This is a genomic window from Bradyrhizobium australafricanum (genome assembly GCF_020329495.1).
GTDB lineage: Bacteria > Pseudomonadota > Alphaproteobacteria > Rhizobiales > Xanthobacteraceae > Bradyrhizobium > Bradyrhizobium australafricanum.
Genome location: NZ_JAGKJL010000077.1, coordinates 1 through 12858, shown reverse-complemented (window position 1 = coordinate 12858; position 12858 = coordinate 1). Strand labels below are relative to the sequence as shown.

The 12858-nt window shown below is 65.5% G+C and carries 13 protein-coding genes; 5 read left to right on the top strand and 8 right to left on the bottom strand.

Annotated features, from left to right (window positions below; genetic code table 11):
* Positions 1 to 94 precede the first annotated feature (94 nt).
* Positions 95 to 820, top strand: a complete 726-nt coding sequence (locus tag J6525_RS39970; protein ID WP_225648744.1) for a phosphorylase family protein — start codon at positions 95 to 97, stop codon at positions 818 to 820.
* A 47-nt stretch (positions 821 to 867) separates the two neighbouring features.
* Here J6525_RS39970 and J6525_RS39965 read toward each other — a convergent pair whose 3' ends face one another.
* A complete protein-coding gene (locus J6525_RS39965) occupies positions 868 to 2037 on the bottom strand; it encodes a saccharopine dehydrogenase family protein (protein ID WP_225648743.1) in 1170 nt (389 codons plus the stop codon).
* Between the two features lie 314 nt (positions 2038 to 2351).
* Between J6525_RS39965 and J6525_RS39960 the strand changes: the two genes are divergently transcribed.
* Positions 2352 to 2837, top strand: coding sequence for an adenosine-specific kinase (locus J6525_RS39960; protein WP_225648742.1), 486 nt, complete (start codon positions 2352 to 2354; stop codon positions 2835 to 2837).
* Positions 2838 to 2926: 89 nt separating this feature from the next.
* On the opposite strand, the gene J6525_RS39955 is transcribed toward J6525_RS39960, so the two are convergent.
* Positions 2927 to 3445, bottom strand: a complete 519-nt coding sequence (locus J6525_RS39955; protein WP_028336531.1) for a MarR family winged helix-turn-helix transcriptional regulator — start codon at positions 3443 to 3445, stop codon at positions 2927 to 2929.
* A gap of 179 nt (positions 3446 to 3624) precedes the next feature.
* On the opposite strand from J6525_RS39955, the gene J6525_RS39950 reads away from it, so the two are divergent.
* The 3 genes from J6525_RS39950 to J6525_RS39940 are packed head-to-tail and all read left to right on the top strand — an operon-like array spanning position 3625 to position 7168.
* Positions 3625 to 4665: a branched-chain amino acid ABC transporter permease gene (locus tag J6525_RS39950; RefSeq protein WP_225648741.1), complete on the top strand. Its 1041-nt coding sequence runs from the start codon at positions 3625 to 3627 to the stop codon at positions 4663 to 4665.
* A gap of 5 nt (positions 4666 to 4670) precedes the next feature.
* Complete coding sequence (locus J6525_RS39945; protein WP_225648740.1) at positions 4671 to 6440, top strand: branched-chain amino acid ABC transporter ATP-binding protein/permease; 1770 nt, start codon at positions 4671 to 4673, stop codon at positions 6438 to 6440.
* Positions 6437 to 7168: an ABC transporter ATP-binding protein gene (locus tag J6525_RS39940; RefSeq protein WP_225648739.1), complete on the top strand. Its 732-nt coding sequence runs from the start codon at positions 6437 to 6439 to the stop codon at positions 7166 to 7168. Before J6525_RS39945 ends, J6525_RS39940 begins: the two co-directional genes overlap by 4 nt.
* A gap of 82 nt (positions 7169 to 7250) precedes the next feature.
* Here the strand turns inward: J6525_RS39940 and J6525_RS39935 are convergent, their stop codons facing one another.
* The 6 genes from J6525_RS39935 to J6525_RS39910 all read right to left on the bottom strand — a co-directional run.
* Complete coding sequence (locus tag J6525_RS39935; RefSeq protein ID WP_092085353.1) at positions 7251 to 8402, bottom strand: ABC transporter substrate-binding protein; 1152 nt, start codon at positions 8400 to 8402, stop codon at positions 7251 to 7253.
* Positions 8403 to 8548: 146 nt separating this feature from the next.
* Positions 8549 to 8968, bottom strand: a complete 420-nt coding sequence (locus tag J6525_RS39930; RefSeq protein ID WP_028336535.1) for an acyl-CoA thioesterase — start codon at positions 8966 to 8968, stop codon at positions 8549 to 8551.
* A gap of 62 nt (positions 8969 to 9030) precedes the next feature.
* On the bottom strand, positions 9031 to 9792 hold the full coding sequence (locus J6525_RS39925; protein WP_225648738.1) for an SDR family NAD(P)-dependent oxidoreductase: 762 nt from the start codon (positions 9790 to 9792) through the stop codon (positions 9031 to 9033).
* A 20-nt stretch (positions 9793 to 9812) separates the two neighbouring features.
* Complete coding sequence (locus J6525_RS39920) at positions 9813 to 11684, bottom strand: feruloyl-CoA synthase (RefSeq protein WP_225648737.1); 1872 nt, start codon at positions 11682 to 11684, stop codon at positions 9813 to 9815.
* Entirely contained in the window at positions 11681 to 12475 is a 795-nt protein-coding gene (locus tag J6525_RS39915) for a crotonase/enoyl-CoA hydratase family protein (protein WP_028336538.1), read from the bottom strand. Before J6525_RS39915 ends, J6525_RS39920 begins: the two co-directional genes overlap by 4 nt.
* A gap of 115 nt (positions 12476 to 12590) precedes the next feature.
* A partial coding sequence (locus J6525_RS39910; RefSeq protein ID WP_225645595.1) for a transposase occupies positions 12591 to 12858 on the bottom strand: 268 nt, incomplete at its 5' end.

The following is a 12858-nucleotide window of genomic DNA, read 5'->3' as shown; positions in this document are numbered from 1 at the left end:
GTCATTTGCGATTTGGCGTTGGAGCAGAACACTCCTGATACGACCCGCATGCGCGGACACCCGCCGTCCAGCGCGGCATCCGGGGAGCGGACTCATGGCAGCGGTGATTGGAGTCACGGGACTTGCATTTGAGGCGCGGATCGCTGCAGACCTGCATACGCAGGCGATCTGCAGTGGCGATGGCAGCACGCTCGCGGAGTCTCTCGCGTCGGCAGTTGCTGAGGATTGCTGCGGTCTTATCAGCTTTGGCGTCGCGGGCGGCCTTTCGCCCGACCTCCCGGCAGGCGCATGCGTCGTAGCATCGACGATCGTTTCGGAAACGATTCAGCTCTTCACTGATCGGGACTGGTCGCAAGCCTTGCTTCGACTCATCCCCGGTTCGATTTATGGCCCTATTGCTGGAGTGACCACGGTCGCCATGCATCCAGAAGCGAAGCGCTCGCTGCATATGAGTACAGGCGCGCTGGCGGTCGATAACGAATCCCATGTGGCGGCGAGTGTCGCTGCAGCGCGCGGCCTCCCTATGGCTGCCGTCCGCGTGATCATGGATCCGGCCGGTCGGCAGCTTCCTGCCGCCGCCCTGTCCGCAGTGCGTGCAAACGGGACGATCGATCTCGCCGCGCTGCTCCGTGCGACAATGAAACAGCCGAGCGAGTTACCGATGCTGCTCCGGACCGGTCTCGACGCACTGTCCGGATTTGCGGCGCTGCTTCGCTGCCGTCAATTGCTTGGCCCTGGATTAGGGCTGCCTTCCTTGCAAGCAGAAGAGTCGGAGCCAAGGTCAAGTATCGTAGCGGAAGATCGTATGGTCGCCCTCTAGTCGCTTTTTTAGCCGAACGGACCGCTATACCTGCCGACTGCGTGACCTCAACGCGCACTGAAAGTGAGGCCGGCGCGCTCCTTTAGACGCTTGCGCAAGGCCGGCCCCATCAGCGCGCCCGGCGTCCAGATGCCGCCCTCGCCCTGCACATCGCGCACGACGCAGAGAGCGCTTTCGGTGATCATCTTGCTGGTCGAGCCATAGCCCGGATCGCGGTCGCCGGTGACAACGGCTTCGACCCGTCCGCCATCGGGCACCTCGCCCAGAAAGAAGATGTCGTAGAAGCCCCTCTCGCGCGCTTCCCGGGTCGGGCCTGCGCCGCGTTTGAGACCGCCGGTCCCGAACAAGGACACCACCGTGGCGAACGTCTCCGTCGTCACGCTCGCGATGTCCCCAAGTCCCGGCGCCACCATCATCTCGTCATAAACGAAGTCCCTGCCGTAGGGATGGCCCAACAGGAAGTTCGTGCGGTGCACGTTCTTGGTGTTGATCGGCGCCATCGGGAACGGCACGAGCCACGCGTGCATGCTTGTGTCATATTCGGGGACGAGGCCCGACGGCTGAGACGGCCCAATGAAGCCCGGCGTCAACGCGAAGGGATCGGTCAGCAGCCGGATCAGGGCCGGGTCGCGCGCCGCGGCGGCCAGCGTCGCCTGAGCGCTCGCCGCGGTGCCGCCAGACATGCCACCCCTCACCTTGCGTAGACGGGCCTTCACTCGCCGCGCCGGGCGTCCGTATTTCTCGCGCGCCTTCTCCTGCAACGTGAGCACACCGAGATCGAACGGGATGGAATCGAAGCCACAGGAGAAGACGATGCGCGCGCCGGTCCGTTTTGCCTCTTCGTGATGGGCGTCGATCATACCCCGCATCCAGCCCGGTTCGCCGCAAAGATCAACATAGGCCGTGCCGGTGGCCGCGCATGCCGCCACTAGCTCGGGACCGTGAAGCTGATAGGGCCCGACCGTGGTGACGACCACGGCCGCGCGCTCGCACATCGAACGCAGGCTGGCCGGCTCGGCGGCATCCGCCTTCACCAACGGCAAATCGTCCGGTGCGCCGATGTCGGCACGCACTTTCTGGAGTTTGTCGGTCGAGCGTCCCGCAATTGCCCAGGACAGAGCATCGTCGCCGCGATAGGATGTCGCCAGATATTCGGCGATGAGACCCCCGGTGTAACCTGTCGCGCCATAGACGATGAGGTCGAAGTCCCGCTTCACGGCGTTGATCCTCCTCGAGCCCCCGGAAGCGCTCCCTTCAGATCCGTTAGCAACGCTCGGTACGCTTCGCGGCCATTTGCGAGGGGCCGGGCAACATACGGGCCATCGCGCTTGACGGAGGATACCACAATTGCCGCCCTTCGGCGCGCAACCTCCCGGCGATTTCCGGCCCCCCTTGAGAGCCGTCGTGAGTACGGACGCTGGTCGGCGTGAGCCGAAGCAGACAGCCGGCACATTTGAGCGCCTGTGGCCGCTTGCAAACGCCCTCCGACAGCCTACCATGGATTGGGGAGTTCGCGTGCAGGAGCGAAGCCATGGAACTCACCGTGGTGCCCATCGTCAAGCCGGATGAGACCAACTTCATCTTCGGCCAGTCGCATTTCATCAAGACCGTGGAAGACCTTCACGAAGCGCTGGTGGGCACGGTTCCGCGCATCCGGTTCGGGTTGGCTTTCTGCGAGGCCTCCGGCAAGCGGTTGGTGCGCTGCTCCGGTAACGACGACGCCTCGCTCGCCCTGGCACGCGACAACGCATTGGCGATCGGCGCCGGTCACACCTTCCTGATTTTCCTCGGCGACGGGTTCTTTCCCGTCAACGTGCTGCCGGCGGTGCGCGCAGTGTCGGAGGTCTGCCGCATCTATTGCTCGACGGCCAATCCAACACAGGTGATCGTCGCGCAGACGGAGCTCGGGCGCGGCGTGCTCGGCGTGGTGGATGGCGCCTCGCCGCTGGGTGTCGAAACCGACGCCGACATTGCGTGGCGGAAGGATCTGCTGCGGAACATCGGCTACAAGCTTTAGACCGCGATGGTTCGCCGACTGGCGGCGCCGCATGCCGGATATGTGTCAACCCAACGCGTCATTTCGAGCGGACGGGCCGTCACGCCCCCTCAAAACTCCTGCGCGAGCTTCGCCAGCATCTCCAGCAGCGCGGCGTGGTTGGCCGGACCGAGCACCTCGATCAGCCGCGCCTCGTGCTTGTTGGCGACCAGCTTCTTGGCGCGCGCCAGCACGGCGCGGCCCTTGTCGGTCAGGACGAGGATGTGGGAACGGCGGTCGTTGGTGGAGCGCATCCGCGCGCAAAGGTCGCGGCTCTCCAGCGCGTCGAGCATCGCGACGAAATTCGGCCTGAGGATGCCGAGCGTGTTGGCGATCTCGGTCTGGTTGCGGCCCGGATTCTTGTCGAGCAGAAGCAGCACCGAGAACTGCGCCGGCGTCAGCTGCAGCGGCGCGACGCAGCGCAGGAAGTCCTCGAATACCCTGAGCTGCGCGCGCTTCAACGAATAGCCGAGCAATCCGGACAGTTCGCCCAGTTGCAGCATGCTGTCGTCCCCGGCAGAATCGGCCGGTTCCCTGCGCAGGGCCCGCGACGAACGGAGGGCATCGGTGGCGGTCTTGGAAACAGTCATCGCTCCAGGCTCGCAATCCCGCTACAAGAATCCCGCACGACACTCGGGGACCTTGAGATTATATCTAATAATTGTTATGGACTATATCAAATGTCGGCAGCTTTCAACAGCCGATATCGGCCGACCTGACCGGCACAACCGGTCGAGGCGGTCCGACGCTTGAGGGGGAGCGCTCGGCCTTGAACACAACGATCATGCTGTTCCTGCTGCAGGACGGCATCACCAATGGCGCGATCTACGCACTGCTGGGGCTGGCCCTGGTGCTGGTGTTCGCGGTCACGCGGGTGATCCTGATCCCGCAGGGCGAATTCGTCACCTACGGCGCGCTGAGCTACGCCATGCTGGCGACCGGCCAGGTGCCCGGCACCGCACGGCTTGCGGTCGCGATGGGCCTCGTCGCCTTCGCCCTCGACCTGTTCTTCGCCCGCAACGCGCTGCATGCGCGGCTGGTGATCCGCTCGGTCGCGCTCAACATCGTGTTTCCCGTCGCACTGCTCGGTCTGATTTACGCGCTGGTCGGTCCCGGCACGCCGATCGCCGTCAACATCGCGCTCGCGCTCCTGATCGTGGCGGCGATCGGGCTGTTCCTCTACCGCATCGCGTTCCAGCCGATCGCGCACACTTCCGTGCTGGTGCTGCTGATCGCCTCGGTCGGCTGCCATCTGGCGCTGCAGGGCCTCGGCCTGGTGTTCTTCGGCGCCGAAGGCCTGCGCGCGCCTGCGCTGTCGAATGCCGCAGTAACCGCCGGCCCGCTGCGCTTCACCGGGCAGAGCCTTGCGGTCTACGGCCTGACGATCGGCTTCATCGTCGCCCTGTGGCTGTTCTTCGGCTACACCAAGACCGGCAAGGCGCTGCGCGCCACCGCGGTCAACCGCCTCGGCGCCCGCCTGGTCGGCATCCGCACCACGCTGTCCGGCCAGATCGCGTTCCTGCTCGCCTCCGTCATCGGCGCGATCTCCGGCATCCTGATCGTGCCGATCACCACGCTCTATTACGACACCGGTTTCCTGATCGGCCTGAAGGGCTTCATCGCCGCCATCATCGGCGGCCTGGTCAGCTATCCCCTGACCGCGGTCGCCGCCATCGTGGTCGGCATCGTCGAGGCCTTCTCGTCGTTCTACGCCAGCAATTTCAAGGAAGTCATCGTGTTCACGCTGATCCTCCCCGTGCTCGTGTTGCGCTCGCTCGCGGCGCCCGAGGTCGAAGAAGAGAAGGATTGAGCGCGATGACGCAGCGCCTTCCCCTCATCATCTTCGCGCTCGTGATGGCGGTGATTCCGCTTGTCCCGGGCATCCCGCCGTTCTGGATCGTGCTGCTCGACAATATCGGCCTCGCCGCGCTGGTCGCGATGGGCCTCGTGCTGCTCACCGGCGTCGGCGGCCTGACCTCGTTCGGCCAGGCCGCATTCTGCGGCTTCGGCGCCTACACCACGGCGGTGCTGACCACCGCCTACGGCGTCTCGCCCTGGCTGACGCTGCCGGCTTCGCTGTTGGTCAGCGGCATCGCCGCCGTGCTGCTCGGCATCGTCACGGTACGGCTATCCGGCCATTATCTGCCGCTCGGCACCATCGCCTGGGGCATCGGGCTGTTCTATCTGTTCAGCAAGCTCGAATTCCTCGGCCGCAACGACGGCATCTCCGGCATTCCCCCGCTGTCGATCGGCTCGTTCAAGATGCTGAGCCCGGATGCGATCTACTACGCGATCTGGGTCGCGGTGCTGCTGTCCGCGCTGCTGACCATGAACCTCTTGGACTCCCGCACCGGGCGCGCGATCCGAGCCTTGCGGCGCGGCCATGTTGCGGCGGAAGCGTTCGGCGTGCAGACGCCCCGCGCCAAGCTGTTGGTGTTCATCTATGCCGCGGTGCTGGCCGGCCTGTCCGGCTGGCTCTATGCGCATTTCCAGCGCGCCGCCAACCCAACGCCGTTCGGCGCGCAGGCCGGCATCGAGTATCTGTTCATCGCCGTGGTCGGCGGCGCCGGCTACGTCTGGGGCGGCGTGCTCGGCGCCGGCATCGTCGTGATCCTCAAGGAGGTGCTGCAGAGCTACCTGCCCTACATCTTCGGCGGCCAGAGCCAGCTCGAGACCATCGTGTTCGGCATCATGCTGGTGCTGCTGCTGCAGCTCGCGCCCCAGGGCGTATGGCCCTGGCTGATGTCGCGGCTGCCGTTCAAGCCCGCCCGCAAGACCCCGGACACGTCCGTGAAGCTGGAGCACCGCGAACGGGCGCCAGGAACGTCTCCGATCCTTCTGCACATCGACAAGGCGCGCAAGCAGTTCGGCGGCGTGCTCGCGGTCAACGACGTCTCGTTCGACGTCAACGCCCGCGAGATCGTCGCGCTGATCGGCCCGAACGGCGCCGGCAAGAGCACGACCTTCAATTTGATCACCGGTGTCCTGACCGCAACCAGCGGCAAAATCTCCGTGCTCGGCAACGAGGTCGCGAACGCTCCGCCGCAGGAGGTGGTCAAGCTCGGCGTTTCCAGGACTTTTCAGCACGTCAAGCTGGTGCCCGACATGACCGTGCTGGAGAATGTCGCGATCGGCGCGCATCTGCGCGGCAATTCCGGCGCGATCTCCAGCATGCTGCGGCTCGACCGCGCTGATGAGGCGAGGCTGCTGGCGGAAGCCGCGCGGCAGATCGCGCGCGTCGGCCTGTCGGACCAGATCGACCAGCTCGCGGGCTCGCTGTCGCTCGGACAGCAGCGCATTGTCGAGATCGCCCGCGCGCTGTGCGTCGATCCGATGCTGCTGCTGCTCGATGAGCCGGCCGCCGGCCTGCGCCACATGGAGAAGCAGCGGCTGGCCACGCTGCTCCGGCAATTGCGCGACGGCGGCATGTCGGTGCTGCTGGTCGAGCACGACATGGGGTTCGTGATGGATCTCGCCGACCGCATCGTAGTGCTGGATTTCGGCACCAAGATCGCCGAGGGCACGCCGGCCGCGATCAAGCGCAATCCCGACGTGATCAAGGCCTATCTCGGAGCCGCCGCATGAGTGCGCTGCTATCGGTGACCGACGTCCACATCTCCTACGGCAAGGTCGAGGCGGTGCGCGGCGTATCGCTCGACGTCGCCCAGAACGAGATCGTTACCATCATCGGTGCCAACGGCGCCGGCAAGACCACGCTGCTCAACGCCATCATGGGCGTACTGCCGCTGAAGGGCCGCACCAGCTTCGCCGGCGTCGACATGGCGCCGCTCGATATCGAGGACCGCGTCGCCACCGGCCTCAGCCTGGTGCCCGAGCATCGCGAGTTGTTCGGCACCATGAATGTCGAGGACAATCTCGAGCTCGGCGCCTTCCGGATTGCGAAGGCCGTCGCGGCCGCCTCGCTGGAGCGGGTCTACACGCTGTTTCCGCGGCTCAAGGAGCGGCGCAAGCAGCTTGCCGGCACGCTGTCCGGCGGCGAGCAGCAAATGCTGGCGATGGGCCGCGCGCTGATGGGCGCGCCGAAGCTCCTGATGTTGGACGAGCCGAGCCTCGGCCTCGCTCCGATCATCGTCGCCGACATCTTCCGCATCGTCGGCGAGCTCCGCTCAGCGGGCGTCTCGGTGCTGCTGGTCGAGCAGAACGCCCAGGCCGCATTGCAGATCGCCGACCGCGCCTATGTCATGGAGCTCGGCGAGTTCGTGCTGTCAGGTACCGCCAAGGACATCGCCGCCAACAAGGGCGTCGCCGCGAGCTATCTCGGCTTCCAGCACGAAGGCGAAAGCGCGATTTAGGCGCCGTCACCCTTACTTCACTGATGAAAAAGCCGGCCCTTTATCGGGACCGGCTCCTTCGTCTTCACGGATCGCGACCGGCTTACATCGCCGGGACGTATTTGCCGTCCTTGACCGTCAGCAGGATACGCGAACGGTCGTCGAGGCCGTAGCGATCCTTTTCGGTCCAGTTGTAGACGCCCTGGGTCGCGACGATCTCCTTCTCGGAGATGAAGGCCTTGCGGATCGCCTCGCGGAATTCCGGCGTGCCGGGCTTGGCGGTCTTCAGCGCCACCGGGATGATGCGCTTCATCACCTCGAACGCATCGTACGAGTGGCCGGCGAACTGGCTGCGGCTGTTGGCGCCGTACTTGGCTTCATAGGCCGTATTCAGCGCGAGGCCGGGCTTCTTGGTCAGCGCGCTGTCGGGCTGGGTTTCCGGCGACATGATCGGGCCGGCCGACATGATGACGCCTTCCGCGGCCGCACCGGCGATGCGGATGAAGTCCATGCTGGCGGCGCCGTGGGTCTGGTAGATCAGACCCTTGTAGCCGCGCTCGCGCAGCGCGGTCTGCGGCAGCGCCGCGGCGGTGCCGGAAGCACCGACCAAGATGGCATCGGGATTGGCGGCGACGAGCTTCAGCACCTGGCCCGCGACCGAGGTATCCGGACGCGCGAAGCGCTCCTCGTCGGTCATGGTCAGGCCCATCGGCACGGCCTGCGCCTTGAAGTCGTTGACCCAGAGGTCGCCGTAGGAATCCGAATAGCCGATATAGCCGACGGTCTTGATGTTGTGCGCCTTCATGTGCTCGTAGAGCACCTTGCCCATGATCGGAATCGACTGCGGCAGGTCGACCGACCACTTCATGCGCGCCTCGTTGATCGGGAACGGCGCGAGGCCGAAATGCGGGATGCCGGCCTCGTTGGCGACCGTCGACACCGCGATCGACGGCGGCGTGGTGCAGGAGCCCATGATGATGTCGGCCTTGGACTCGGTGACGAAGCGCCGCGCGTTGGTGGTCGCGGCCGTCGGATCGCCACCGTCGTCGAGCACGATCAGCTTCAGCGGCACGCCGCCGATCTCCTTCGGCACGAAATCGAGCGCATTGCGCTCGGGAATGCCGAGCGCCGCGGCGGGCCCCGTGGTCGAGATCGAGATGCCGATGGTGATTTCATTGGTCTGCGCCAGTGCGGGCGCGCCCGGCAGCGCGATGGCTGCTGCGAGCGCCGCGGCGACGAGAGTGGCCTTCCTCATTCATTCCTCCCTGCAGTTAAGTTTTTTGGGTTTAAACCGGTTTTGCGGGCCAATTCAGCCCCTTCTTTAGAGCATGATCCGGAAAAGTGGAAACCGGTTTTCCGAGAGGATCATGCTCCGAAAGTCGAGTCATGAGGGGGTGCGAGTCAGCCCTTCATGAAGCGGTCAATGATCTCCTGCGGAAACGGCGCCGATTTCAGCTTGGCGGGATCGTCCGGGTGGCGGCCGACCAGCACCCTAGTCTCGAACGCCTCGATCGCCAGCGCCTCGCCCTTGAACACGCGGTGCACCACCTCGAAGCTCGAGCGCTTGATGCTCTCGATCCGGCTCTCGATGGTAATCCAGTCGCCATGGGTCGATGGGATGTGAAATTTCGCCCGCGTGTCGACCATGGGAATGCCGACCAGGCCGTATTTGTGGACGAGGTCCTGCTTCGAATAGCCGGCGGCCTCGAACATGATCGAGGTCGAGTCGTCGAACATCGCGAAGTAGCGCGGGTAATAGACGATGTTGGCGGGGTCGCAATCGCCCCACTGGATCTGCACGTCGCGCCGATTGACGAACATGGTTTATCCTCGATCGAGCATGAGCGATCCGGAAGGGCGTTCGTGCTCTTCCGGATCATGCTTCAGCGCGGCGCCATCCGGAGCGCGGCATCGAGCCGCACCACTTCGCCGTTCAGATAGGGATTGTCGATCATGTGCAGCGCCAGCGAGGCGAACTCGTCGGCCTGGCCGAGCCGGCGCGGGAACGGGATCGCGGCGGCAAGCGAATCCTGCGCTTCCTGCGGCAGGCCGGCCAGCAGGGGCGTCATGAACAGGCCGGGCGCGATGGTCAGCACGCGGATGCCGAATTGCGCGAGCTCGCGCGCAATCGGCAGCGTCATTGCGACGATGCCCCCCTTCGACGCCGAATAGGCCGCCTGCCCGATCTGACCGTCATAGGCCGCGACCGACGCCGTCGAGATTACGACGCCGCGCTCGCCGGTCGCGAACGGCTCGAGCTTGGCCATGTCAGCGGTCGCAAGCCGCAGCATGTTGAACGAGCCGATCAGATTGACCTTGATCACCTTGTCGAAGTCGGCCAGCGCCATTGGCCCCTCGCGGCCGATCACGCGTTTTGCCACACCGATGCCGGCGCAGTTCACCAGCACGCGCGCCGGGCCGTGCGCCTTGGCGGCGGCGGCCACCGCGGCCTCGGCGGCCGCCGCATCGGCGACGTCGCAGACGACGGGAATGCCGCCGATCTCGGCCGCGACGCTCTCGGCGAGCTTGGCGTTGAGATCGCAGACCGCGACCTTGGCGCCCTGCGCGGCGAGACGGCGCGCGGTCGCAGCGCCCAATCCCGATGCACCGCCGGTGACGATGGCGGCCTGGTCCTTCAACTGCATGGCTTTCTCCTGTTCGAGAACTAGACGAGTGTGATCACCGATGCCGGCGGCACCGGCGCATAAAGCGCTTCGATGATGTCCGTGCGATGCTCCAGCACCGCGCGCTGGTTGATCGAGCCCTTGTCGGTGACCTCGCCGCGATCGATCGACAGCGGCGTGTCGAGCAGGATGGCGCGCGCGATCCGGTTCGACGAGCCGGTGGCGCCGGCCAGGACGCGCGCGAAGCGCTCGCGGAAGGCCGTCCGCACCAGCGGATCGTTGGCCGCGACGGCGATGTCGCCAGAGGCGAGCTGCGGATTGATCAGGCGGCAGCCGTCGAGATCGAGGATCACGATCGCGGCGAGCTCGTCGCGGTTGAGCCCCGCGATCACGACGTCGCGCACCAGCGGCGCGCAGGTGCCGACGAAACGCGCCCGCAAGGGTCCGACGCTGACCCAGGTGCCGCTCGCCAGCTTGAAATCCTCGGCGATGCGGCCGTCGAAATCGAAACCGGCATCGAGATCACCAGCGTCGGCAGGCTTCAGCGCGTCGCCGAACTTGTAAAAGCCTTCCTCGTCGAACGCCTTGGCGGTCAGCTCGGGCTGCCGCCAGTAGCCCGGGGTCACGTTCGGGCCTTTGGCGCGGACCTCAAGCTTGCCGTTGTTGGGAACGAGCTTCGCATCGTTGCCCGACACCGGAAGCCCGACATGGCCGGAGCGGCTGGTATCGGGACGCACCGACATGAAGAACGGCGAGGTCTCGGTGGCGCCGAGGCCGGTCAGCATGGGCACGCGATAGCCCTTCTCCTGCACGGCGAGCGCATCGAGGCTGCTCCAGATGAACGGCGACAGCGCGGCGCCCGAGAAGAACATCGCATGCAACCGGTCGAAGAATCTTGCCCGTAGACCGGCGTCGTCGCGCAGATAGGGCAGCAGCGATTCATAGCCTTTGGGCACGTTGAAATAGACCGTCGGCGAAATCTCGCGCAGGTTTCGCACGGTCTCCTCGATGCCGCCGGGCATCGGCTTGCCCTCGTCGAGATACATCGAGCCGCCGTTATAGAGCGTCAGCCCGACATTGTGATTGCCGCCGAAGGTGTGATTCCACGGCAGCCAGTCGACGATAACCGGCGGCTCGTCCTTGAGGAATGCGAGCGTCTCGCGCAGCATCACCTGGTTAGCGCAGATCATGCGCTGGGTGTTGATGACGGCCTTGGGATTGCCAGTCGACCCCGACGTCAGCAGAAATTTCGCGATCGTGTCCGGACCGATTGCCGCATGGGCCGCATCGAGGCGCGGGTCTTCCGGCGTCGCCAAGAGACCGGCAAGGCGCGTCACCTCACGGCCGGGCACGGTGCCGCGGCTCGCGGCGATCTCGACATCGGGTCCGACATTGGCACGCAGCGCGTCGGCAAACTTGTCGGCGTCGTCGACGAAGATGAGGCCCGGCGTCAGAAGCTTGATGACGAAGCTGAGCTTGCCATAGTCGCGCGACACCAGCGAATAGGCCGGCGACACCGGGCAGAACGGAACGCCGGCATAGAGCGCGCCGAGCGCCATCAGGGCATGGTCGATCGAATTGCCCGACAGGATCACGATCGGCCGCTCGGCCGACAATCCGCGCGCGATCAACGCGGAGGCGATGCGCCTGATAGCCTCGAGCAGTTGCGCGTAGGTGATTTGCCGCCAGCCGCCACCGGCGGCGCGCTCGGCCATGAACACGCGGTTCGGCCCGGCCTTCGCCCAGTGGTGCAGGCGATCGGTGAGGCGAACCGGAAAATCGGCGAGGCTGAGCTTCGGTCGGAGGTAGATCGTGCCGTCGTCGCGGCGCTCGACGGTGACGTCGGGATTGCCGAACGAGATCGGGCGCAGCGGATGCGCGCTCGCAGTGGTCGCAGACGGCGCGGCGCTCATGTCGGCTTCACCTTGGCGGTCTTGCGATCAAGAAACGCGCGGATGCGCTTCTTGGCTTCCTTGTCGCTCTGCGCCACCGTCGCCATCAGCGATTCCATCAACAGGCCGGTCTGCGGATTGGCCTCGGCGATCATCGGTAGCGCCTGCAACACGGCGAAGTTGGTCAGCGGCGCATTGGCGGCGACGCGCTCGGCAAGCTCCAGCGCCTTCGGCAGCGCGCCGTCGGCCTCGGTGAGATATTGCGAGAAGCCGTAGGCGGCGCCCTCGGTCGCCGAATAGACCCGCCCGGTCAGCATCATGTCCGCCATCCTGGGCACGCCGATCAGGCGCGGCAACCGCACCGATCCGCCGCCGCCGACGAAGATGCCGCGCTGGCCCTCGGGCAGCGCGAAATAGGCCGACGGCTCGGCGACCCGGATATGCGCGGCGCAAGCCAGCTCCAGCCCGCCGCCGATCACCGCGCCCTTCAGTGCGGCGATCACAGGCACGCGGCAATACTGGATGCGGTCGAACACGCGATGCCACATCTGGGAATGCACCAGGCCCTCGGTGGCGTCGCGCTCGGTCAGTTCGGAGAGGTCGAGGCCGGACGAGAAGTGATCGCCGATGCCGTGGATGACGACGGCGCCGACCGCATCCGGTATCGCGGAGAAGCAATCCCGCAGCGCCAGGATGATGCCGTCGTTGAGCGCATTGCGCTTGGCGGGACGGTTCAGCCCGACCGTCAGCACCGCCCCTCGCGTCTCGATCCTGAGCAGCGAGGCGTCTCCCCCGCCGGCAGCGTTTCCCATGGCGTTATTGTTTCCCGTTCAGAATAGTTATGTTTTATAACTATTAGCGGAAGAGTCAATCAATATGGGCGCGCACGGCTGTCGATTCCGTCATCCTGAGAGTCTGACTCATAAATCACCCAACCTTAGCTGCAGCCGCGAGTCTGCGGGTCAGGAGCCTGATGTGTGCAATCAGCAGCCAGGCAGCTTCGGTTGCCACCGTCGCCTCGAAGTCCTTGGCGAGGCGGCGGCATCTGCCGAACCAAGCGAATGTGCGTTCAACCACCCACCGCCTCGGCAGAAGCTGGAAGCCTTTGACGCCTTGAGGCCGCTCGACGATCTCGACAGTCCATGGACCGCAGTCTGAGAGCGCGTCGAGGAGTTGATTTCCGCGGTAGACCCGG